Here is a 22,302-nt window from a genome sequence, read left to right on the forward strand (position 1 = left end):
TGGTGAGCGTGGAGACGAAAGCCGACCTGGTGGTCGTGGGCGCCGGCCCCGCCGGTTCGGCGGCGGCCGCGTGGGCAGCGCGGGCGGGCCACGACGTGCTGGTCATCGACTCCGCCAGCTTCCCCCGAGACAAGGCGTGCGGTGACGGGCTGACGCCGCGCGCGGTCGCCGAATGCGAGCGGCTCGGCCTGGGCGAATGGCTGGACACCCGCATCCGGCATCGCGGCCTGCGGATGAGCGGGTTCGGCGGCCAGGTGGAGGTCGACTGGCCTGGCCCGTCGTTTCCGTCGACCGGCAGCGCGGTGGCCCGACTCGAGCTGGACGACCGGATCCGCAAAGTCGCCGAGGAGTCCGGCGCGCGGATGATGTTGGGAACGAAAGCCGTTGCGGTGCACCACGACTCGTCTAGGCGGGTGGCGTCGCTGACGTTGGCCGACGGCACGGAGGTGGGTTGCCGGCAGTTGATCGTCGCCGATGGAGCGCGGTCTTCTTTGGGCCGCAAGCTGGGCCGGCGCTGGCATCAGGAGACGGTGTACGGCGTCGCGGCCCGCGGGTATCTGGCCACCCCGCGTGCCGACGACCCGTGGCTGACGTCGCACCTGGAACTGCGTGGACCCGAGGGCCCCAAGGGCACAGTGCTGCCCGGCTACGGCTGGATCTTCCCGCTGGGCAACGGCGAGGTGAACATCGGCGTCGGGGCCTTGTCGACGTCGAAGCGGCCGGCCGACCTGGCGCTGCGGCCGCTCATCAACTACTACACCGATCTGCGCCGCGAGGAATGGGGCTTCGACGGGCCGCCGCGGGCGGTGTCGTCGGCGCTGTTGCCGATGGGCGGCGCGGTGTCCGGGGTGGCGGGCCCCAATTGGGTGCTGATCGGCGACGCCGCCGCCTGCGTCAACCCCCTCAACGGGGAGGGCATCGACTACGGGATGGAGACCGGGCGACTGGCCGCCGAGCTGCTGGAGAGCCGCGATCTGTCGCGGGTGTGGCCGTCGCTGCTGCAGCAGCACTACGGCCGGGGATTCTCCGTTGCCCGCAGGCTGGCGCTGTTGCTGACCTTTCAGCGCTTCCTGCCCGCGACGGGACCGATCGCGATGCGCTCCCCGACGCTGATGACGATCGCCGTGCGGGTGATGGCCAACCTGGTCACCGACGACGACGCCGACTGGGTCGCGCGGGCCTGGCGGGGCGGCGGCCGGCTGTCGCGGTTGATCGATCGCCGGGCGCCGTTCAGCTGAGCCCGCTGACCTGCACAAACGTTCATCCGGCCGGATTGGGGCCGTTGACATTTTTCCGCGCGCGCCCGGCGAGCGGTGTATAGTCCGGCTAATGAAGGGAACGAAGCTGGCTACTATCGGCGGCCTGGCCGCCACCGCCATCGCGCTGGCCGCGCCGGCGTTGGCCTCGCCGCCGCCGTCGAACGACTACGACGCCCCGTTCAAGAACACGGTCAACGGCTTCGGCATCTACCAGCCGCAGGACCAGCTCGCCTGGTTGGGCAAGATCACCTGCGACCGGATCGGCCGCGGCGTCGACGGCGACCCTTACAAGTCGGCGAACTTCATCCAGCACAACCTGCCGCGGGGTACCACCCAGGGCCAGGCGTTCCAGTTCCTCGGGGCCGCGGTGGACCACTACTGCCCCGACCAGGTCGGCTTCGTCCAGCGGGCCGGCGCCCACTAATCCGTTCTCAACGCAGCGGCTTGTACGCCGCGTGTAGCGCGACGATGCCGCCGGTCAGGTTGCGCCACCGCACCGCCGCCCACCCGGCCCGGGAAATCTCGTGCGCCAGCTTCGACTGGTCGGGCCACGCCCTGATCGACTCGGCGAGGTACACGTAGGCGTCGGGGTTGCTCGACACCGCACGGGCCACCCGCGGCAGCGCCCGCATCAGGTACTCCTTGTAGGCGGTGGCGAACAGCCCATTGGTCGGCGTGGAGAATTCGCATACCACCAATCGGCCGCCCGGCCGGGTGACGCGGGCCATCTCGCGCAGCGCCGCCTGCGGGTCGACGACGTTGCGCAACCCGAAACTGATTGTGACGGCGTCGAATACGTCGTCGCCGAAAGGTAGCCGGGTGGCGTCGGCGGCGACCTTCGGGACGTTGCGCCCCGCCCCCGCGGCAAGCATTCCGACCGAGAAGTCGGCCGCCACACACCACGCCCCCGATTTCCTCAGCTCGACGGTGGATACCGCGGTGCCCGCGGCCAGGTCGAGTACCTGCTGGCCGGGGCCGATCGCGAGCGCCGACCTGGTGGCGGTCCGCCAGTACCGGTCCTGTCCCAGCGACAGTACGGTGTTGGTCAGGTCGTAGCGGCGGGCGACTCCGTCGAACATCGACGCGACGTCCCGGGGGTCCTTGTCCAGCGCCGCACGACTCACGAGGGAAACGCTACCGGGCGGGAATTACGCGGTGGCGTCGGCGTTGCAACACGGCGTGACTGAAAAAGTTTGGTTTATCACCGGCACATCGCGAGGGTTCGGACGCGCATGGGCGATCGCGGCCCTCGAGCGGGGCGACAAGGTCGCCGTCACGGCCCGCAACACGGCATCGCTCGACGACCTGGTCCAGAAGTACGGCGACGCGCTGTTGCCGATTCGCCTGGACGTGACGGACCGGGACGCCGACTTCGCCGCGGTCGAGCAGGCGCACGACCACTTCGGGCGCCTGGACATCGTGGTCAACAACGCCGGCTACGGGCAGTTCGGGTTCGTCGAGGAGCTGTCCGAACAAGACGCGCGCGATCAGATCGAGACCAACGTCTTTGGGGCGCTGTGGATCACCCAGGCCGCGCTGCCGTATCTGCGTGAGCAGGGCAGCGGCCACATCATCCAGGTGTCCTCGATAGGGGGCATCACCGCGTTCCCGTTGGTCGGCATCTACCACGCGTCCAAGTGGGCGCTGGAAGGCTTTTCGCAGGCGCTGGCCCAAGAGGTCGCCCCGTTCGGCGTGCACGTCACGTTGATCGAGCCCGGCGGGTTCGACACCGACTGGGCCGGGGATTCGGCCAAGCACGCCGATCCGCTGCCGGCGTACGACGAGATTCGCGCCGCCGTGCAGGCCGACCGCAGCAAGCGCTGGGCCAGCCCGGGCAATCCGGAGGCATCGGCCGCCGCGCTGCTCAAGGTGGTCGACGCCGAGAAGCCGCCGCTGCGAGTGTTTTTCGGCGCTTCGCCGCTGCAGACGGCCAGGGCAGATTACGAGAGCCGGCTGCGCAACTGGGAGGAGTGGCAGCCCGTCGCCGAGCTCGCGCAGGGGTAGCCAGCCGGGGATGTCGCGCACGGGGCGGTCGCCGTCTCTTGCGCGTTCGTCGACTTCTAGTCGTCGAGAAGAGCGCGGGCGACGACTTCGATCAATGCGGCGCGCGCCCGTCGGTCGCTCCAGCGTCGATCGACGGTCAACGAGCGGTACGGTCCGGTACTGTGACCGAGCGCCCACCACAGGTCCACCGCATCTTCGGTCGACACGCGCAACGGCTTCACTTCGGCGAGCAGCTGGACCAGCCCCCGAAGGTCGCTGCGCCTTCGGCGCTCGAGTTCGTCCTGAAGCTCGGCAATCTCCGGATCAGTTGGGGCCGCTGAGCGCATGATCTCGTCGATCGGCGCAACGCGGCGAAGAACGTCCCGAGTGGCGTCGGTCATCAGCTCGAGCCGGCGGCGCTGGTCGGGCTCGGCCTTGACCCGCGCAAGCCAGTCCCCCGTTCGCCACGCGTCCGTGCTGGGCGCTCCCGTCGACACCTGCTCCACCACCGCGCGTAACACTTCGCGCTTGTTGCCGAAGACGGCGTAGACGGTCTCCGCCGACACCCCGGCGCGCGCGGCGAGTTGCGCGATCGTGGTCGCCGCATAGCCGTTCTCGACAAATGCCGCCGTCGCGGCGTCGACGATCGCCGCGCGTGTTGCCTCACGCTGCCGGGCGCGCGCCGACGATCGGTACGGCCGGCGAGGCTTGACTTCCTCAGCCATTTAGATACAGTGCTACTGTATTAAGTGCAGTACTACTGGAATCAAGGATGTGCATCATGGCATTCCACCACGTAGCGATCGCGACGAGCAACCTCGACGCGGCACACCGCTTTTACACAGAGGCAATGGGCTTTCGGCTGGTCCATGTCGAGGCCGGCGACGCACCCGAGGGCGATGCCTGGTTCCGGCACGTCTTCTACGACACGGGCGACGGGTCGCTGCTAGCCCTGTTCGAGCTGCACGGCGATCGCTACGTCGGTATGGATCTCGCGATCTCACGCGGCCTTGGCTTGCCAAACTGGGTGAATCACATTGCTTTTGGCGCCGACGACCTGCCCAGTCTCGACGCGGCGCAGGACCGTTGGCTAAAACACGGTCTAGACGTGATGCGGGTCGATCATGGCACGGTGATCTCGATCTACACCCACGACCCGGACGGCAATTTCATCGAGCGCAGCTACTGGGTGCATCAGCCCGACGCAGCGAGCGCGCAGCAGGCGGAGTCGCTGTTGCGAGACCCGAACCCGCCTCGCACGAGCCCGCTCAACATCGAGTTCTTCGCTGCACGAGGTGAACCGGTGCCGTCCGCGTAGCACCAGGGCGAACGCCTCGGTGGTGAACCGCCGCGGATGTCAGCAGACCATCAATCGAGTAGTCGATTACGCATGTCGGCCGCGCGGCGCGGACCCATAATTGTGGGCATCTGCGAGGAAAGGCGGTCCGATGTCCGCACCCCAGTCCGCGCCGGTGGCAACCAGCGATGTTTGCATCGTCGGAGCCGGCATCGCCGGGTTGAATGCCTTGTTCGCCGCGAGCCGCTATCTGTCGCGTGAGCAGAAGGTGATCCTGATCGACCGCCGGAGCCGCGTCGGCGGCATGTGGGTCGACGTGTACCCCTATGTCCGGCTGCACCAGCCGCACCGCATGTTCACGGCGGGCAACATCGGCTGGACGCTCGGCAAGGATCGCAGTTATCTGGCTACCAAGGGCGAGGTGCTCGCCCACTTCGAGCACTGCGTCGACGTGATACGGGAGAGGGTCGGCGTCGAGGAGTATCTCGGCTGGGACTTCGAGTCCGCACAAGAGGCGAACGGGATCGTGCGGGTCACCTGCAGGGCCGCCGACGGCCGGGAGCTCGTCGTCGAGACCAACCGGTTGATCAAGGCCTACGGCCTCGGGGTCACGCCGAACGAACCGCTCGGCATCTCGAGCAGGCGCGTCCATTCGGTGTCGCCCGACTACTGCGACGTGCGCGCCGGCGACATCAGGGAAAGCGATGCGCCCGTGTGGATCATCGGCGGCGGAAAAACCGCGATGGACACTGCGCACGCACTGATCACCACCTACCCCGGCCGGGAGGTCAACCTGGTCGCCGGCCGGGGCACATTCTTCTCCAGCCGCGACGACCTGTTGCCGAGCGGCGCCCGCCGCTGGTGGGCGGGCACGCCGCCGAGCGCCGTCGCCGCGCAGTTGAGTCACCGGTACGACGGCACGAACGAAGCAGAGGTGCAGGATTGGTATCGCGCCACGCATGGCACATTCCTGACGCCCCAGGCGGACAACTTCGTGTTGGGAGTGTTGTCCGAGGCCGAGAACCGCACGATCTCCGCCGGGCTGAACGATCTCGTGATGGACTATTTCGAGGATGCGGTCGATCGCAACGGCACCACCGAGTTGGTGTTCCGGAGCGGATCGACGAAGACCATCGAAGCGGGCAGCTGGGTCGTCAACTGCACGGGATACGTCAAGTTCCCCGACGAATACCCGTACGAGCCGTACGTATCTCCCAGTGGCGCAGTCGTTTCCATCAATGTGCGGTCGGCCATGCTGCACCTGCCGGCGTTCATGGGGTATTTCCTGGGCCATCTGATGTTCCTGGGCAAGCTCAAAGATATCCCGCTCTACGAAATAGACTGGATGAATCTGAGGCAGAAGGCGCCGCTGGCATTTCCGTACGTGCTCTTCGCGCTCGTTCAGCACAACCTGAGCCTGATCTACGACGACGTCCCCCGTCGCGTATTCACCGAGAACGACCTCGATTTCGATAAGTGGTACCCGTTGCCGCGACGGGTGCCGGGCATGGCCCGGTTCATGCTCACGCACCGCCGGGAACGCGAGCGCCAGCGCCGGGTGCTCGACACGGTGCGGGAGCGTCTGGAGATCCGTTGCGGCCCGCTCAGCGTGTGAAGGCTGGACTGACCTCCGTCATGGCAGCGCCTCGGCGCACGCGATATGCCCCTGGTAGCCAAGGCTTTTAGCCATGACGCGGTAGTCGTCGCGCACGTGGCCGTAAGCACTGGCATCGCCGCGGGGCGCTATCGTTTTCCACCCGCCGCGCTGTGAGACCAACCGCTTTCGTAATGCCGACACCGCAATACAGGTAGTCGACTACGCGTGTGCGCCGGTCGAGCGCCCACCAGACTTGGTGGCGGAAGGACTCAACCAACGCACTGCGGGAGCACCACCATGACACTCACGGTTGACGCGTCGACCTGCCCGAGCGTCTTCGATGCCGGCCTGCCGACGATTGATTACGAGCATTGCCAGAGCCCCGACGAGGCTCACCTGATTCTCCACGAGGCGCGCCGCCGGGCACCGATTGCGATCGGCCCGCACGGGCCGGAGGTGCTGACCTACGAACTGGTCCGAAGTGTGCTGCGCGACCCGCGATTCCGCGTACCGCAGGGCATGTTCCTTGCCTCCCAGGGCATCACCACCGGCCCGTTGTGGGAGCGCGTCGCCACCAATCTGATCAGTCTCGACGGGGCCGAGCACCATCGGCTGCGCCGGCTGGTGTCCAAGGCGTTCACACCGCGAGCCACCGCGCGGCTGGGCGAGACGATCGACGAGGTGATCACCGGGCTGTTGGACCACCACACCGCAATTGGGCGCTGCGACGTGGTCACCGACATCGCCCGGCAATACCCCATCCCGATCATTTGTGCGCTGTTGGGCGCCCCGGCGCAGGATTGGAAACTGTTCTCGGAATGGACCGACGACATCTTCAAGGCCTTCAGCTGGGAGGTCGCCGGCCATCAGCGCGCCATCTTGGCCGCGTGGGACGAACTCGACGCCTACGTCGATGACATGGTCGCGCAGCGACGCCACCGGCTGACCGACGACCTCATCTCCGACCTGATCCGCGCCGAGGACGACGGCGATCATCTCACCGCCGACGAACTACGCATGCTGGCGGCGGGCCTGCTGATGGCCGGCACCGACACCACCCGCAACCAGCTGGCCGCTTCCGTACACGTGCTGTGCGACCGTCCCGACCAGTGGCAGTTGCTGGGCGAGCACCCAGAGCTCGCCAACAGTGCGGTCGAAGAGACGATGCGGCATTCACCCATCGCGGTCGCCACCCTGCGCATCGCCCTCGAGGACGTCGAAATCGCCGGGGTGCTGATTCCCGCGGGCACCGTGGTCATCGTAAACACCGCCGCCGCCAACCGCGACCCCGCCGTCTACGACGACCCGGACCGACTCGACATCACCCGCGTGGGGGCCCCGCCGATGCAGACGTTCGGCGCCGGAATGCACTACTGCCTGGGCGCCAACCTGGCCCGGCTCGAGCTCGCCGAAGCCTTGGCGACCATGGCGCGGCGCATGCCCAACGCGCACCGCACCGGGCCCGCGCCATGGAAGCCGCTCACCGGGCTGAGCGGACCGACCACGCTGCCAGTCGAATTCACGCCGGAGATCGAGAGCACCGCGACTAGCGCGCGGTGCGGATGACGAAGGCGTCGATGCTCTGGTCGTAATCGACCGATTCGTCCACGAAGAGCTCGCCCACCGGGTGACCGTCCTCGGCGACGGCGATGAAGGTCGATTCCTCCGGGTCGTACGTCACCGCCCCTTGGACGAACATCGCCGCGACCTCGTGCCCGTCCGCCCCGAAGACGACGAGTTTCAGTCCTCCGGCGTCCTTGACGTATTCCGCCGCCTCCGGGCGCGTCGTGACCATCTTCGCGAGTCCTTTCTGTGCCGCCGAGCCGTCAGGGCGTGGGCAGGGAAACCCTTGTCTCCACCAAGTATCGGCGTAGCGCATCCGCCATCCGCGCGCGCACCGGCGCACCAGAGAGGACCACGTCGACCATCTGCACCGATAGGTGGGTGTGACCGCGGGCGCGGACCTGCTCGGTCGGCACGCCCGCCGCCTCCAGCGCGGCGGCATAGGCCTCGCCGACGTCGCGCAGGGGATCGAACTCGGCGGTCACCACCGTCGCCGGCGGCAGCCCGGACAGGTCGCCGGCGTTCAGCGGTGCGAATCGGGGGTCGTCTCGATCCGCCGCGTCGATGTAGTGGTCATAGCACCACCTGAGCAGCGGTGTCGTCAGGCCATAGCCGTCCGCATTTTCAGTGAAGGATGCGCACGTCATGTCGCCGGACGTCAAGGGCGCCAACAACACCTGGCCCACGATAGTGGGCCAGTTCGTGTCCCTCGCCAGCCGGCATACCACGGCCGCGAGCCCCCCGCCGGCGCTCCAGCCGCACACCGCCAGCCGGCCCGGGATTCCGCCGAGCGCCTCGGCGTTGTCGCCGACCCACCGCGCCGCGGCCACCGCGTCGTCGACGGCCGCGGGAAACCGATGCTCGGGCGAATGGCGGTAGTCCGCCGAGACAACGATCGCGCCGCTGCGCACGCAAAGGTCGCGGCACAGTGGATCATCCGAGGCGGCGTCACCGAGAACATAGCCACCACCATGGAAATACACGACGATCGGGTGCGGACCCGGGGTGGTGGGCCGATACAGCCGGTAGGCCAAATCGCCCGCGGGGCCGGGCAGCACACCGTCGACGATCTCGCCGACATCGGGTCCCGGTGGTCGGGCCATCGACATCTGCGCGTAGAGCGCGCGGGCCTCCTCGACGACCATCGATTCCATCGGCGGCAGATTCAGCGCCGCCACCTCGTTGAGGACCATCTCGACGTCCGGCTGCAGCCGGCGCACCACCCCGTCGTTGCAACGCGCGCCTTCCGGCCCGGATCTGGTGAAACCCAGGTAATCTCGCGCGACGACCTCATCGCAGCCGGCGCGGTAGAAGTCGAAGCCCGCGCAGTAAGCCAGGAAAGCCCGAGCCTTGCCGGGCACATTGGCGCCCATGTACCACGAGTTCGCCTGCGGGTAGAGGGTGATGTCGGCGCAGTCGTTGACGTGTTGTGTCCACCCCGCTTCGGCCAGTTCGGTGGGCTCGATGACCTCGAATCCGCCCGCCGCCAGATCGCCGAGGCAGTCGAGCACCCAATCCGCGTGCTGTTCGATCGAAACGACCATGTTGGTCAACACCGACGGGCTGCCGGGACCGGTGATGAAGAACAGGTTCGGGAAGCCGACGGCGGTCAAGCCGAGGTAGGTCTGCGGCCCATCGGCCCATTTGTCCTTCAGCGCCAGATCATTACGGCCCCTGATGTCGACGGCCGTGATCGCACCGGTCACCGCATCGAACCCGGTGGCGAAGACGATCGCGTCGAAAGCCAACGACTCGTCGGCGATATCGATTCCCGTTTCCGTGATTTGCCGGATCGGATGTTTGCGGACATTGACCAGGCGCACGTGCGGCAGGTTGTAGGTGGCGTAGTAGTTCGTGTCGAGGCACGGCCTCTTCGTCGCCAGCGGGTAATCGGTCGGGCACAGTTCGGCGGCGGTGTCTGGATCGTCGACGATCGAGCGGATCTTGGTGCGGAAGAACTCCGCGTATTCGTCGTTGGCCGCCGGATTGCTCAGCACGTCGCCGAAGACGTTGATCGCCTCGAACAGCAGGCCGTCCGCCCAGGCGCGCTCGTAGCGTCGTTGGCGTTCGGTCTCCGAGACGCTGAACGTCGGGGTGATGTCGCGCTCCATCGGAATGCCGCCGAACGAAAGCTTGGCCGTCGCGCGGTATCCCGCCTCATCCTGCAGCCGCGCGACCTTCTCCGGCGGCACCGGACCATTGTGGGCCGGGATCGAGAAATTCGGCGTCCGCTGAAACACCACCAGCTGTGCCGCGTCCCGGGCGATCACCGGAATCGACTGAACGCCTGAGGAACCCGTGCCGATGACCGCCACCCGCTTGCCGGTGAAATCGACGGGCTCGTGGGGCCAGCGGCTGGTGAAGTAGACCTCGCCGGCGAACCGCTCCAGGCCCGCGACCTCGGCGGGCTTCGGCATGGAAAGACAGCCCGTCGCCATCACGACGAAACGACAGGAGACCTCGTCCCCGCGGTCGGTGCTCACCCGCCATAGGGAGGCCTCGTCGTCCCAGCGTGCCTGGCGGACCCGCGTCGAAAAGGTGAGGTGACGGCGCAGGTCGTGCTTGTCCGCGACGTGGTTGAGGTAGCGCAGGATCTCCGGCTGGGTGGCGTACTTCTCCGACCACTGCCAGTCGCGCCGCCAGCCGGGATCGAAGCTGTACATATAGTCGACGCTGGGCACGTCGACCCGGGCGCCCGGGTAGCGGTTCCAGTACCACGTGCCGCCGAGGTCGTCGCCGGCCTCGAAGACGCGGAACCGGTATCCGGCGCGGCTTAGCCGGTAGGCGAGGTACAGGCCCGCGATACCCGCGCCCACCACGACGACGTCGAGGTCCGGTGTCGGCCGGTCTGTGCTGGCTGTATCGGTCATCACCCGATGATCCCGCCGTGCCCACCGGCTGTCTTGAGTACGGCAATACTCGATCTGCTGGCGACCGGCGCCGGCGGGTCTCCACAAAATGTGTCACCGCTTCACGCCGCTGGAGCTCCTACCCGTGAGAGTGGCCTTCACGTAGGAGCGACGAATGAAAAGCGACCGAAACGGCGAGAACCGGCATGGGCGGGTGTTTCGTGACCGCTGGCGCGACCGCCAGTCCGCTGCGAGCCGCCCCGGTGAACTGATCAAGCAGCAGGGTGGGGTGGACGGGGGCCTTGTCGCACTCACTGTGCTGTTGGCAACGGGCGCGGTGTACGCCGGCACCGTCAGCATTGCGCAGACCGAGGCGCTACCCGCTGTCGCTCAAGGCACCGTGGTGACGGCGAGCCGCGGCGACGGGACACCGCCCGCGCGGGGCACGACCACCCAATTCCGGGATGCTTCCGGCGCCACGCAACGCGCGACCGTCGTCGACGTGACCGCGACCGAGGTGAAGGCCGGGCTGGACCGGCCCGCTTCGGCACCGACCGGCGAACTTCTCGTCCCGCGGGGACGGCAGCGGCTGATCAGCGTGTTACTGCCGAGGCTTCGGTGAAGGGCCGGGCGCGCGCGATCCCCTATGTCGCACAAGCGGAGACGGCCGACTGCGGCGCCGCCGCGCTTGCCATGGCCCTGGGCTATCACGGCCGCCACGTTTCGCTTGCCGAGATGCACGAGGCCACCGGGACGGGGCGCGACGGTGTCGACGCCCTGCGGCTTGCCGAAGCCGCGTCCTCCTTCGGGTTGCGCGCCCGGGGAGTAGCCACCGAACTCGACGATCTGCGGGTCCTGCCCAGCGGCACCGTATTACATTGGGGTGCAGCGCATTTCGTCGTCCTGGACTCGACGTCTCCGCGCGGTGTGACCATCGTCGATCCGGCCGCCGGCCGCTACCGGCTCAGCTGGGACGCGGCCAGCGATCTCTACAGCGGCGTCGCGGTCACGCTGGAGCCCGGCGACGGTTTCGCGGCGGGCGGACGGAAGCCCCCCGGCGCGCTCCACCACGCGCGCCGACTGCTGGCCCGCTCGAACGGCATCGGCCACGTGCTCGCCACCTCGGTGGTGGTGCGTGTCATGGCGCTGGCGGTGCCGGTGCTGACCGGGGTGGTCGTCGATCGAGTGGTTCCGAACAGCGATGCACACTTGCTGAAGGTGCTGGCCGCGGTGATGACCGCGCTGATCGCCTATTCGGTGCTCGCGACGTACCTGCGCGCCCACCTGCTGTTGCGGCTGCGTAGCCGACTGGATGTCGACATGACGCTCGACTTCCTCGAGCACCTGGTCGACCTGCCCTACGGGTTCTTCCTGAAGCGCTCGTCGGGCGATCTGATGATGCGGTTGCGCAGCAACGCCACGGTCCGCGAGATCCTGACCACGGGCACCATTTCCGCGCTGCTGGACGGCACGCTGGCCACCCTCTATCTGGCCGTCATCTTCGCGCTGTCGCCGACGCTGGGTGCCCTCGTCACCGTGCTGGGCGCCGCACAGGTCGCGGTTCTGCTGGCCGCGCGCCGCCGCAACCAACACCTGATGGGCGAAGCGCTGGCCACCGAAGCCCGCTCCCAGTCCTATGCCTACGAGATGTTCTCCGCCGTCGAAACGCTCAAGGCCGCCGGCGCGGAGCGTCGCGCCGTGTCGCACTGGACCAACCTGTTCATCGCCGAACTGAACGTCTCGCTGCGCCGCGGGCGCCTCGAGGCCCTGGTGGCGACCGCGATCCACGGCCTGGCGCTGTTGTCCCCCGTCGCGGTGCTGCTGGTCGGCGCCAACCTGACGTCGGGCGGGCAGCTCTCGCTGGGCACCATGCTCGCCCTGGCCGCGCTGGCGACGGGATTCCTTGAGCCACTGGGCATCTTGGTCGCCACCGCGCTGCAGGTGCAGCTGCTCGGCAGCTACCTGGCCCGCCTCGACGACGTGTTCGACACCCCCACGGAAACCGCCGGGCGCGAGCTTCGGCACGCACCCGAACTCACCGGATCGGTCCGCGCCGAGCAGCTCACGTTCCGCTACACCGCCCACGGCCCACCGGTCGTCGACGGCGCCAGCCTCGAGGTGCGACCCGGGCAGGTCCTTGCCATCGTCGGGCGTTCCGGCTCGGGCAAATCCACGCTGGGCCGGCTGCTGCTGGGTCTCTACCCGCCCTCGGAGGGACGCGTCCTGCTCGACGGCATCGACCTCGCCACCCTGCACCCGCGCAGCGTGCGCTCCCAGATCGGGGTGGTGACCCAGGACCCCTACATCTTCGGGCTGCCGATTCGCGACAACCTGGTGCTGGGCAACCCCAGCCTGCCCTTGGAACGGATCGAGTCGGCCGCGGAGCTGGCCGGTGTCGCCGACGACATCCGTTCGATGCCAATGGGATACGACACGCCGCTGGTGGACGCGGGCGCCTCCCTGTCGGGTGGTCAACGCCAACGGCTTGCCCTGGCGCGCGCGCTCGCCCCACGCCCACGGATCCTATTGCTCGACGAGGCCACCAGCAGCCTCGACACCGTCACCGAGGCCAGGGTGCACGCCAACATCGCCGCCCTCGGATGCACCGTCATCGTCATCGCGCATCGACTGGCCACCGTGATCGACGCGGACCAGATCGTGGTGATGGACGCCGGCCGGGTCGTCGAAGCGGGGTCCCACCACGACCTGATGGCCGCGGGCGGTCACTACGCACAACTCGTAGCCGGACAGCTCGTCGGCGAAACAACAAGGTAGGAAACCGAAATGAACGCTTCGACATTGACACCGAGCGGCTTCTTCGTGTTGCGCGCTCCGTTGCTGCCACTGGAGGAATTGGACCGCCTGCGCACCGACCCCACCCACTGGCGCAGCCTTGTCGCGCGGCCGGAGGTTCGCGAGGCGCTGCACCTCGCCTCGCCCGGGTTGATGCGATGCGTGGCCGCGGGCGAACCCGACGACCGGGTGATCGCGTCGGTGACCGCGTATCTGGCCCGGATGTGCACCCGCGCAACACCTTTCGGCCTCTTTGCCGGTTGCTCGCTGGGAAGCGTCGGCGAGTCCACCGCGCTGGTGGTCGACGGCCCGGAGGGGGTCAGCCGGCACAGCCGACCCGACACGGAGGTGCTGGCCGCGCTGGTGGAGCGGCTGTTGGCCGACCCGGCGACACGGCCGGCGATGAAGGTGGAACCCAACTCCAGCCGCTACCACGCGGCCGGCGCCATGCGGCTCATCGAAGGCCGGCTTCGCGAAGGCCGTCGCACCCATCACCTGGTCGTGGTGTCCGATGACGCGCCGTTGCGGTGCGCGCTGGAGGCGGCCGCGGGCGGACGCACGGTGGAGAGGGTCGTCGAGGCCGTTGCCGAGGGGATGCGGGTCGAGCGCGACGAGGCCCGCGAATACGTCGATGCCCTGGTCGACGCTAAGGTCCTGACGCCGGTGGCCGAACCCGCAGTGACGGGCGCAGAACCCCTGGCGCAGCTGATGTCGTCGCTGAGCGGGCCCGACTTCGCCGCGACGTCGGAGGCGCTGCGGCGCGTCCGCGACGAGCTCGCCGGTCTGGACGCCGCCGGGCTCGGTAATCCGCCCGAGGCCTACGAGGCGGCGGCCGCGACGCTGCTCGAGCTGGCCGGCGCGGGAGACGAGGCGCGGCTGGTCCAGGTCGACCTGCACCGGGCGGGCGCGGGTCTGACTCTGGGGCCGGACACCGTGCGACTGCTGACCGAGGGCGTGCAACTGCTGCATCGGCTGTCCACGAGCGGGGAGGACCCGGCGCTGGCCCGCTTCAAGCACGAGTTCGCGGCGCGCTACGAGGACCGCGAGGTCGCGCTGATGGAGGCGCTCGACGAGGAGATGGGCATCGGGTTCGACGCGTCGACGCACCCGGCGGCCGACGAGTCGCCGTTGCTGGCCGGGCTGGACCTGGGTGGCCCGGCCCCGCACCATGCGTTCACCGCCCGCGACGCGACGTTGGTCGACCTGGTCATGCGCGTCCGCGAGAGTGGCGCCGCGAGTCTCGAGCTCGACGGCGCGACAATCGCTCGGCTCGAGTCGTCCTCGCCGCCGCCGGCGCCGTTGCCCGACAGTCTGGCCGTCAACGCCACCCTCCTCGAGGACGGCGTCGAGATCGACTGCGCCTACGGGCCTTCGGGGGCGCAGCTGCTCGGCCGGTTCTGTCACGGCGATCCGCGCCTGTCCGCCGCGGTCCGAAACCACCTGCGCGCCGAGGAGGCGCAGTCGCCAGGGGTGGTGTTCGCCGAAATCATCCATTTGCCGGAGGGCCGGGTGGGCAACGTCTTGGCCCGGCCGGTGCTCCGCGACTACGAGCTGGTGCTGTTGGGGCGTTCGGGTGCACCCGCGGAGCGTCAGCTCAGTGTCGATGAGCTGACCGTGCGTCTCGACGGTGACCGCGTCGTCCTCTACAGCCCGCGGCTGGGCGCCGAAGTCAGGCCGCGGCTGACGACCGCGCACAATCCGGCGTGGCGCGGCTTCGGGGCGTACCGGTTTCTCGCCGCGCTGCAAAGCGACGGCGTGTCCGGCGGTCTCGCGTGGGATTGGGGCGCCCTGTCCGGAGCGCCGACGTTGCCGCGGGTCACCGCCGGGCGCCTGGTGTTGGCGCGGGCCCGCTGGCGGCTGTCGGCGGACGAGATCTCCCTGGTCACCAAACCCGACGCCGTGGCCGGCTGGGCGGGCCTGACCCGCAGGCGGGGGCTGCCCGGCGAGCTGCTCATCGCCGACGGCGACAACCGCCTCTACGTCGACACCGCCAGCCCCGCCCTGACCGCCGCGGCCGCGAAGGTGCTCCGGGGGCGGACCGAGGCGATCGTCGAGGAAGTCCTGCCCACCGGGGTCGCCGCCGGGCCGCAGGGCCGGTTCGCCCATGAGCTCATCGTGCCGTTCGTCCGGCGCGGCGAGCCGGCACCCGCCCCCGGAGTGTGGACCGCACCCAAGGTGCGCCGGACCTTCGCGCCCGGCAGCGAGTGGCTCTACCTCAAGGCCTATACGGGAACCGCGTCGGCGGATCGCGTCCTGACCGAGACCGTCGGCCCCGTCGCTAAACAGCTGCGACAAAGCGGCGTCGTGGACGATTGGTTCTTCCTGCGCTACGCCGATCCCGAACATCATCTGCGGGTTCGGTTGCACGGTGATCCGGCCGCGCTGCGCGACCACGCCCTACCGGCCCTGACCGACGCGCTGGCCCCCCACCTCGGCGACGGGACGATATGGCGGCTCGCGACCGACACCTACCACCGCGAGATCGAACGCTACGGCGGCGACGCCGGCATCGAACTGGCCGAGCGCATCCACGCCGCCGACAGCGAGGCCGTGCTGCACGTACTGAGTGTGCTTGACCTGTATGGCGAGGGCGCGGCCGATGCCCGCTGGAAGCTGTGCCTGTACGCCACCGACCGCCTGCTGGCCGATGCGGGGCTGGACATCCGGGAGCGCCGCGAGTGGGCCAGGAGCGGGGCCGCCGGCTACCGGCCCGAATACCCCGGCGCGGCCAACCTGGATCCCGGGATCGGGCAGCGCTGGCGTCGCGAGCGCGCCGACGTCACGGCGCTGCTCGACGACACCACGGAGCATCCATACGGGTCTGCACGCCGAGCGTTCCGGCGGCGATCCGAGCGGCTGGCGCCGCTGCTCGCGGAGCTGGCGGACCTTTGCAAGCGGGGTGAGCTGACGCAGTCCCATTCGGACCTGCTACACAGCTTCAGCCACCTGAACGCCGTGCGGCTGCTGCGCTCGGCCGCGCGCACCCACGAACTCGTCCTGCTGAGCTTCCTCGATCGCCACTACGCGAGCCAGTTAGCGCGGGCCAAATAGCGTCACGCTTTGCCCGCTTCGTCGCTCCTACCTGTGAGCGCGGCCCAAATCCGGTCCGCGCGCCAACACAAATCACAGCAAGGAGAAAACAATGAACACCAACCACACCAAGCTGGCACTGCGCCGGCAGAGCATCCGCACCCTGACCGCCGACGAGCTGCGCATGGCCCACGGCGGCGAGGGCGGCAACGGCACCGGCGGCGGCAACGGCACGGGCAAGACCACCAAGCACACCACCGTGCCCACCACCGGGACCCACACGGGCACCCGCACCAATCCGACGCTGACGGCTACGGATCTACCCCAACCGACGGTGACGGTGGCCTAGCCACAATGCCGGCCATGCCGGCCATGCCGACCCGAAAGAGACCGCCCCACAGCCGATTCCGTATCGATTGTGGGGCGGTTCTCGTTGTGTGGCACGCGAAAAAGTTGTCACCCTTCGACCTCGCGGATGCTCCTACCTATGAGCGGGCCCGCCCGGGTCCGCCGTCAACGAATCACACAGAAGGAACGATCCGATGAGTATCAAGCACGACAAACTCGCGCTGCGCCGCCAGAGCATTCGCACCCTGACCGCCGACGAGCTGCGCATCGCGCACGGCGGCCGCGGCAACGGAACCGGAACTGGCACCGGCAACGGCACCGGAACCGGCACCGGGAACGGCACCGGCACGCGCACGCGGCACACCAAGTAGTGAAGGGGTGAGCTGCCCACACACCGCGTGAAACAGCCGCCACCGGCCCCATAACCGACGTAACGGTTATGGGGCCGGTGGTCGTTCGTGTGCTCCAGGGACCGAGGCCGCCCGTCGGACCCTTACCAAACGGGTAGTAAACCCTTCCCTTGCGGGAGCGGAAACTGGCCTCCGCGGTAATTACGAACTCACCTACAATCGCCGAGCATTTCAGTCATGACTTCCATGACCACACTTCCGAACAGCCGCATCGTCAGCGACGCCGACCTCGCCCGCGCCGCGGCGGCCGGCGATCGCGGGGCCTTGGCCGGGATCTATAACCGCTACGCCGGCCCGCTGCACGCCTATTGCGTGGGCATACTGCGCGATCGCCACGCGGCCTCCGACTGCGTGCAGGAGGTCTTCTGCACCGCGACAACGGAGTTGCCGAAGCTACGTGACGCGGACAAGCTCCGGCCGTGGCTGTACGCCATCGCCCGTCGCAGCGCGCTGCGGGCCGCCTCCGGACGCCGCCGCGAGGCCGCCTTCGACGAGATGCCCGATCACGCGGCGACCGGGCCGGGGCCGTTCACGCTGACGGCGCGCAACGAACTCGCTCAACTGATCGCCCAGGCGGCCCAGGGGCTGTCCGAGCGTGACCGCCAGGTGTTGGACCTCGCCTACCACCGCGGCCTGGCCGGAAGCGAGCTCGCACAGGCGCTGGGCCTCAGCTACGACTCCACCAAGAAGCTCCTACAGCGGCTGCGCGACACCGTCGAACGCTCGCTGGGCGCACTGCTGGTGGCCCGGCGCGCCGCGCGGCACGGATGCCCGCAGCTCGCCGCAGACCTGTCCGGCTGGGACCAGCAGTTCACCGTCCTCATGCGGAAACGCATTGCACGTCATATTGATTCATGCCCGACATGCGACGAATACCGCCGCAGTGCGCTCAACGCCGTCGCCCTGCTGGGCGGCGGGGTGCTGGACAAGGTCTCCTGATCGCACACGGCCGCGGTAGCCGGGCGACCGACCCCCGCTGCTCACCTCTGCTGCGGACGACGGTCACGCAGCATGGTGCGGTTGACAGCCCCGAGCCGGATGGCGGCGTTGGCCAGCCGGACGCGGCGATCTCCCTCGGTGTTGATGCCGAACTTGTCGTACAGGTGTTGCAGATGTTGCTTGACGGCCGCCTCGGTAACGAATAGCTCCTGGGCCATCCGACGTACCGATGCGGGCTCGGGAAACGGGTCATCGGAGACAAACGGGCGACACAAAGCCTTGAGGACTTCGAGTTCGCGCACGGTCATCCGGGGCGGCCGCAAGATGGACTTACCCGTCTCGGTTTCTTGATCGCCCGGCGCTTCGTCGGCCCCCCTCGTCATCCAGAAGACCAATCGTGAACTGCCGAGCCGCAATTCGTCCCCGGACCGCAGGATCCGCTCTGCCGCGATCTTTTCGCCGTTGACAAAGGTGCCGTTGCGGCTACCCAGATCCCGGACGGACCAGGCCTGCCCGAAGTTCTCCAAGACCGCGTGTACACGCGAGACGGTCGCGTCGTGCTCGAGTGCCACGGCATTGGTCAAGGACTTGCCGAGCGTCACTCGTTCACCACTGAGCGCGATCAGCTCGCGCCCTGACGGCTTCCAGACCTCCAAATGGGAAGACATACTGACCCCTCCTGTCAGGCCAATTCTGACCCCCAACGCAAAGCTTGGTCGCTGCCGCGAGAATATTCAGTCAGAATGACGACAGCAAACCTTCGGGCACGTTGGTCGGCGCGGGGTCGACCGTCAGCTCATTCGCCCTGTGCGTACCGCTTGGCGAATATCCGCCTGCGGGAGAACGGCGACAACACCGCCTCGTAGTGGCCGAGCAGCTCGTCACAGATGACCGGCCAACTGCGGCCGAGCACACTGCGCCGGGCCGCCGGTGCGTAGCGGTGGCGTTCGTCGATCAGATGGGTGACGGCCGCGGGCAACCTCGCCTCGAACTCGTCGACGCCCAGTAACAAACCGGTGCGCCACGGCGTGACGAGGTCGCGTGGGCCGCCGGCGTCGGGGGCGATCACCGGCAACCCCGACGCCAGCGCTTCCTGCACGACTTGGCAAAACGTCTCATGCTCGCCGGGATGGACGAAGACGTCCATGCTGGCGTACGCCACGGCGAGTTCGTCGCCGTACAGCGCGCCGGTGAAAACCGCTGTCGGCATCGCCTTTTGCAACTTGGCGCGGTCGACGCCGTCGCCGACGACGACGAGTTGCACGTCGCCGCGCGCCGCCAGCGGGATCAGCCGCTCCACGTGCTTCTCGGGAGCCAACCGGCCGACGAAGCCGACGATCGGCTTGCCCTGCGGCGACCATCGGCGCCGCAGCGCCTCGTCCCTTCCCGACGGGGCGAACCGCAGCACGTCGACACCGCGCGCCCAGCGGTGCACCCGGGGGAAGCGGTGCTCGCCAAGCGATTCCACGGTCACCGTGGACGGCGCCAGGGTGCGGTCGGCGAGGCTGTGCAGATGCCGGAACCAGGCCCACGCGGCCCGCGACGTCATCGGGATGCCATAGCTGGCCGCGAAACCCGGTACGTCCGTTTGATAAACGGCGACCGTCGGCACCCCCAGCCAGCGTGCCGCCTTGACGCCGCCATAGCCCAATAACGCGGGCGAGGCCAAATGCACCACGTGCGGGTCGAATCCGCGCAACACGCTCACCATGCGGGGCGTCGGCACGCCGAGTGGCAGCGTGGTGACCTTCGGAAACATCCGCGAGGGAACGCGATGCACGCGGATTCCGTCGTGGACGCGATCCGCCGGGGTCACGCCGGGAGGGGTGTCCGGGGCGATGACGAGGGCTTCGTGACCGGTCCGGCGCAAATGCTCGAGTACCCGGAGCACCGAGTTGCTGACACCATTGACTTCCGGCAGGAACGATTCGGCGACGATGGCAACGCGCACACCACTACGGTGTCAGCGCCTGCTGTCGCGAAGGTTGCCTGCGGGCATACGTCGCGCGAAATCTGCTGGTCGGGCGCTTCCAACCCCGGCTAGGCCGGTGTCGCCGCGGCCTCGTCACGGCGATCGAGCAGCTTGTCCAGCACCGCCAGCCCGATCAGGAGGACCGTCGCGGCCAGCCAGCACACCACCGCGATGGAGCCGGCCGGGATGATGGCCAGCCCGGCATTGCGGTGCTGCACCCGAACCAGATTGGGGTCGTTCTTGTTGTACTCGACGTAAATCCGCATGCCCGTGGCCAGATGCGACGGGTACAGGACACCGAGCTCCGGGCGGTACGTGACCCGCTCGGGGGTGACGAACTCGATGGTGGAACGACGCGGCCCGGCGCTGAGCACCTCGGCCTGCGCCACGCCCATGTTGTGTTGAATCGCAATGTCGTCGCGCCAGGCGCCGGCGACCAGCAAGATCGACTGCAGGGTGACCAAGCCGGTCACGATCAGCACCGCGATGCGGGCCCAGCGCAACGCGATCCGGGACCGGGTGTTGGGCGGCTTGTCGCTGCGACCGTGAATCAGTATGTGCAGCAGCCTTTTCAGGTGGTTCACGAGATCCTCAAAGGGCTGCCTTGATGGCCGCATGCAGCTGCCGCAGCGAGGACCGGTCGGCCTTGACCTCCAGCACCCGCATCCCGGCCGCGGGTTCGTCGAGCGCCGCGCCCAGCTCGCCGACCTCGATCTGCCGGCTCTCGACGTGATAGGCGCGGCACAGCGCACCCACGTCGACGTCGTGCGGCGTGCCGAAGATGCGCGACGACACGTCGGAGAACCGCGGGTCGCCCTGCTCGAGCAGCTCGAAGATGCCGCCGCCGTTGTCGTTGGAGACCACGATGGTCAGCTCGCGCGGCGTCGGCTCGGTGGGCCCGATCAGCAGCCCGGAGCTGTCGTGGACGAACGTCAGGTCACCGATCAGCGCGACGGTGCGCCCCTGGTAGGCGAGCGCGGCCCCGATCGCGGTGGACACCGTGCCGTCGATGCCGGCCACCCCGCGGTTGGAGCGGACCCGGATGCCGTGGGTGTCCAGGCCGACCAGGGCCGCGTCGCGGACCGGGTTGGACGCCCCCAGCACCAGCTGGTCACCGGGCCGCAGGGCGTCGGCCACGGCCGCCGCCACGTGCAAGCCGGTGGTCAGCGGGTGCGCCTCGAGCTGGCCGCGCACCGCGTCGTTGGCGTGCCGGTTGACCTCCGCGCAGCGCTTCAACCACGCCGGACTCGGGGTGCCGGTGGTGACCGCCCTCGTCCCCGTGGCCTGCGAGTTGCCCGACACGTCGGGCCAGCGCGGCCCGGTGGTCAACGCGTACACCGGCACCTGCGGATCGGCCAGCAGCGCCGACACCGGCCGGTGCAGGGTGGGCCGACCGAGCATGATCACCTGCTTCGGGCGCAGCAGCGGCAGGGCCAGCGGGTGCAGCGGGTTTTCCGGGGCGGGTGCCGTCGATTCGGCGACGGTCGGCAACTGCGCGAGGTTGGGGTGCACGCCGGCGCCGTGCCCGGCGATGACGATGGTGTCGGGCGACAGGTCGATGTCCAACGGCTGGTCGAACGTGACCGGCGGCGTGTAGGTCCACGCCCGCCCGCCGGGCCGCCCTGGCGGGGCGGCGGCGCGGTGGGGTTCGCGGTCGGGGACCAGGGGTTCGCGCAGCGGGATGTCGAACTGCACCGGGCCGGCGTTGGCGGTGCGAGATCCCGTGGCGGCCGCCAAGACTCGGCAGGTGGCCGATCGCCAGGTGGCGTTGAGGGCGTCCAGCCGCTCGGGTGCGTCCTCGGCCAGGCCGAGGCTGATGGCGGCGCGGACCTGAGTGCCGAAGTAGCCCAGCTGCTCCATGGTCTGGTTGGCCCCGGTGCCCAACATCTCGTAGGGCCGGTTGGCCGACAGAACGATCAGCGGCACCCGCGCGTAGTTGGCCTCCACCACGGCCGGCCCGAGGTTGGCCACGGCGGTGCCCGACGTCATCGCGACACACACGGGCGCGCCGGCGGCGATCGCCAGGCCGATGGCCAGGTAGCCGGCGGTGCGCTCGTCGATGCGGACGTGCAGCCGGATCCGGCCGGCGCGGTCCGCGTCGTGCAGCGCGAAGGCCAGCGGCGCGTTGCGCGACCCGGGGCACAGCACCACGTCGCGGACGCCGCCGCGAATCAGCTCGTCAACGACGACGCGGGCCTGTGTCGTCGAGGGATTCACTACTACAGCCTGTCACAACCCGCCGACCGGGCGCCTGGAGCGGCC

The 22,302-nt window shown here is 68.8% G+C and carries 20 protein-coding genes; 12 read left to right on the forward strand and 8 right to left on the reverse strand.

Going from position 1 to position 22,302, the window contains the following annotated elements; all coding sequences use genetic code 11:
• The first annotated feature begins 2 nt into the window (after window positions 1-2).
• Window positions 3-1,238, forward strand: coding sequence for a menaquinone reductase (menJ, locus tag BRW65_RS02155; RefSeq protein ID WP_139272822.1), 1,236 nt, complete (start codon window positions 3-5; stop codon window positions 1,236-1,238).
• A 91-nt stretch (window positions 1,239-1,329) separates the two neighbouring features.
• The gene (locus tag BRW65_RS02160; protein WP_073870702.1) at window positions 1,330-1,683 is read left to right on the forward strand and encodes a DUF732 domain-containing protein; all 354 of its coding nucleotides are present in this window, start codon (window positions 1,330-1,332) and stop codon (window positions 1,681-1,683) included.
• Window positions 1,684-1,690: 7 nt separating this feature from the next.
• On the opposite strand, the gene BRW65_RS02165 is transcribed toward BRW65_RS02160, so the two are convergent.
• Window positions 1,691-2,383, reverse strand: a complete 693-nt coding sequence (locus BRW65_RS02165; protein WP_073870704.1) for a demethylmenaquinone methyltransferase — start codon at window positions 2,381-2,383, stop codon at window positions 1,691-1,693.
• Between the two features lie 55 nt (window positions 2,384-2,438).
• Here BRW65_RS02165 and BRW65_RS02170 point away from each other — a divergent pair, with 55 nt between their 5' ends.
• Window positions 2,439-3,263 (forward strand): SDR family oxidoreductase, encoded by an 825-nt coding sequence (locus BRW65_RS02170; protein WP_073871004.1) that lies wholly within the window; start codon window positions 2,439-2,441, stop codon window positions 3,261-3,263.
• A gap of 56 nt (window positions 3,264-3,319) precedes the next feature.
• On the opposite strand, the gene BRW65_RS02175 is transcribed toward BRW65_RS02170, so the two are convergent.
• The gene (locus BRW65_RS02175; RefSeq protein WP_084187664.1) at window positions 3,320-3,967 is read right to left on the reverse strand and encodes a TetR/AcrR family transcriptional regulator; all 648 of its coding nucleotides are present in this window, start codon (window positions 3,965-3,967) and stop codon (window positions 3,320-3,322) included.
• Between the two features lie 56 nt (window positions 3,968-4,023).
• Between BRW65_RS02175 and BRW65_RS02180 the strand changes: the two genes are divergently transcribed.
• The 3 genes from BRW65_RS02180 (at window position 4,024) to BRW65_RS02190 (ending at window position 7,702) form a co-directional block, all read left to right on the forward strand.
• Window positions 4,024-4,560: a VOC family protein gene (locus BRW65_RS02180; RefSeq protein WP_167373985.1), complete on the forward strand. Its 537-nt coding sequence runs from the start codon at window positions 4,024-4,026 to the stop codon at window positions 4,558-4,560.
• A gap of 130 nt (window positions 4,561-4,690) precedes the next feature.
• Window positions 4,691-6,154, forward strand: a complete 1,464-nt coding sequence (locus BRW65_RS02185) for an FAD-dependent oxidoreductase (protein ID WP_073870708.1) — start codon at window positions 4,691-4,693, stop codon at window positions 6,152-6,154.
• Window positions 6,155-6,433: 279 nt separating this feature from the next.
• Window positions 6,434-7,702 carry a cytochrome P450 gene (locus BRW65_RS02190; protein WP_073870710.1) on the forward strand — a complete coding sequence of 423 codons (1,269 nt, stop codon included), beginning with the start codon at window positions 6,434-6,436 and terminating at the stop codon, window positions 7,700-7,702.
• Here the strand turns inward: BRW65_RS02190 and BRW65_RS02195 are convergent.
• Both BRW65_RS02195 and BRW65_RS02200 read right to left on the reverse strand, forming a co-directional pair.
• Window positions 7,683-7,931, reverse strand: a complete 249-nt coding sequence (locus BRW65_RS02195; protein ID WP_073870712.1) for a hypothetical protein — start codon at window positions 7,929-7,931, stop codon at window positions 7,683-7,685. The two genes, BRW65_RS02190 and BRW65_RS02195, sit on opposite strands and share 20 nt — an antisense overlap.
• A 31-nt stretch (window positions 7,932-7,962) precedes the next feature.
• Window positions 7,963-10,569, reverse strand: a complete 2,607-nt coding sequence (locus BRW65_RS02200) for a flavin-containing monooxygenase (RefSeq protein ID WP_073870714.1) — start codon at window positions 10,567-10,569, stop codon at window positions 7,963-7,965.
• Between the two features lie 154 nt (window positions 10,570-10,723).
• Here BRW65_RS02200 and BRW65_RS02205 point away from each other — a divergent pair, with 154 nt between their 5' ends.
• The 6 genes from BRW65_RS02205 to BRW65_RS02225 all read left to right on the forward strand — a co-directional run bounded on the left by BRW65_RS02205 (window position 10,724) and on the right by BRW65_RS02225 (window position 18,068).
• The gene (locus tag BRW65_RS02205; RefSeq protein ID WP_073870716.1) at window positions 10,724-11,170 is read left to right on the forward strand and encodes a hypothetical protein; all 447 of its coding nucleotides are present in this window, start codon (window positions 10,724-10,726) and stop codon (window positions 11,168-11,170) included.
• Window positions 11,167-13,323: a peptidase domain-containing ABC transporter gene (locus BRW65_RS02210; RefSeq protein ID WP_073870718.1), complete on the forward strand. Its 2,157-nt coding sequence runs from the start codon at window positions 11,167-11,169 to the stop codon at window positions 13,321-13,323. Before BRW65_RS02205 ends, BRW65_RS02210 begins: the two co-directional genes overlap by 4 nt.
• Before the next feature lie 9 nt (window positions 13,324-13,332).
• Window positions 13,333-16,392 carry a lantibiotic dehydratase gene (locus BRW65_RS02215; protein WP_073870720.1) on the forward strand — a complete coding sequence of 1,020 codons (3,060 nt, stop codon included), beginning with the start codon at window positions 13,333-13,335 and terminating at the stop codon, window positions 16,390-16,392.
• A gap of 91 nt (window positions 16,393-16,483) precedes the next feature.
• Entirely contained in the window at window positions 16,484-16,720 is a 237-nt protein-coding gene (locus BRW65_RS02220) for a hypothetical protein (protein WP_073870722.1), read from the forward strand.
• 193 nt (window positions 16,721-16,913) lie between these two features.
• Window positions 16,914-17,090, forward strand: coding sequence for a hypothetical protein (locus tag BRW65_RS31615; RefSeq protein WP_167373969.1), 177 nt, complete (start codon window positions 16,914-16,916; stop codon window positions 17,088-17,090).
• 216 nt (window positions 17,091-17,306) lie between these two features.
• On the forward strand, window positions 17,307-18,068 hold the full coding sequence (locus tag BRW65_RS02225) for an RNA polymerase sigma factor (RefSeq protein ID WP_073870724.1): 762 nt from the start codon (window positions 17,307-17,309) through the stop codon (window positions 18,066-18,068).
• A gap of 41 nt (window positions 18,069-18,109) precedes the next feature.
• On the opposite strand, the gene BRW65_RS02230 is transcribed toward BRW65_RS02225, so the two are convergent.
• From BRW65_RS02230 to menD, 4 genes are all read right to left on the reverse strand, one after another.
• A complete protein-coding gene (locus BRW65_RS02230) occupies window positions 18,110-18,736 on the reverse strand; it encodes an FHA domain-containing protein (RefSeq protein ID WP_073870726.1) in 627 nt (208 codons plus the stop codon).
• Between the two features lie 128 nt (window positions 18,737-18,864).
• The gene (locus tag BRW65_RS02235) at window positions 18,865-20,019 is read right to left on the reverse strand and encodes a glycosyltransferase family 4 protein (protein ID WP_073870728.1); all 1,155 of its coding nucleotides are present in this window, start codon (window positions 20,017-20,019) and stop codon (window positions 18,865-18,867) included.
• An 89-nt stretch (window positions 20,020-20,108) separates the two neighbouring features.
• Entirely contained in the window at window positions 20,109-20,624 is a 516-nt protein-coding gene (locus BRW65_RS02240) for a DUF3592 domain-containing protein (RefSeq protein WP_432206390.1), read from the reverse strand.
• Between the two features lie 7 nt (window positions 20,625-20,631).
• Window positions 20,632-22,257 (reverse strand): 2-succinyl-5-enolpyruvyl-6-hydroxy-3-cyclohexene-1-carboxylic-acid synthase, encoded by a 1,626-nt coding sequence (menD, locus tag BRW65_RS02245; RefSeq protein WP_073870731.1) that lies wholly within the window; start codon window positions 22,255-22,257, stop codon window positions 20,632-20,634.
• Window positions 22,258-22,302 lie beyond the last annotated feature (45 nt).

The organism is Mycobacterium paraffinicum, assembly GCF_001907675.1.
Taxonomy (GTDB): Bacteria; Actinomycetota; Actinomycetes; order Mycobacteriales; family Mycobacteriaceae; genus Mycobacterium; species Mycobacterium paraffinicum_A.

Coding starts and splice junctions, on each gene's coding strand:
- BRW65_RS02160 (WP_073870702.1), top strand. CDS start 1,330: ATGAAGGGAACGAAGCTGGCTACTATCGGCGGCCTGGCCGCCACCGCC.
- BRW65_RS02175 (WP_084187664.1), bottom strand. CDS start 3,967: ATGGCTGAGGAAGTCAAGCCTCGCCGGCCGTACCGATCGTCGGCGCGC.
- BRW65_RS02180 (WP_167373985.1), top strand. CDS start 4,024: ATGGCATTCCACCACGTAGCGATCGCGACGAGCAACCTCGACGCGGCA.
- BRW65_RS02185 (WP_073870708.1), top strand. CDS start 4,691: ATGTCCGCACCCCAGTCCGCGCCGGTGGCAACCAGCGATGTTTGCATC.
- BRW65_RS02190 (WP_073870710.1), top strand. CDS start 6,434: ATGACACTCACGGTTGACGCGTCGACCTGCCCGAGCGTCTTCGATGCC.
- BRW65_RS02195 (WP_073870712.1), bottom strand. CDS start 7,931: ATGGTCACGACGCGCCCGGAGGCGGCGGAATACGTCAAGGACGCCGGA.
- BRW65_RS02200 (WP_073870714.1), bottom strand. CDS start 10,569: ATGACCGATACAGCCAGCACAGACCGGCCGACACCGGACCTCGACGTC.
- BRW65_RS02205 (WP_073870716.1), top strand. CDS start 10,724: ATGAAAAGCGACCGAAACGGCGAGAACCGGCATGGGCGGGTGTTTCGT.
- BRW65_RS02215 (WP_073870720.1), top strand. CDS start 13,333: ATGAACGCTTCGACATTGACACCGAGCGGCTTCTTCGTGTTGCGCGCT.
- BRW65_RS02220 (WP_073870722.1), top strand. CDS start 16,484: ATGAACACCAACCACACCAAGCTGGCACTGCGCCGGCAGAGCATCCGC.
- BRW65_RS31615 (WP_167373969.1), top strand. CDS start 16,914: ATGAGTATCAAGCACGACAAACTCGCGCTGCGCCGCCAGAGCATTCGC.
- BRW65_RS02225 (WP_073870724.1), top strand. CDS start 17,307: ATGACTTCCATGACCACACTTCCGAACAGCCGCATCGTCAGCGACGCC.
- BRW65_RS02230 (WP_073870726.1), bottom strand. CDS start 18,736: ATGTCTTCCCATTTGGAGGTCTGGAAGCCGTCAGGGCGCGAGCTGATC.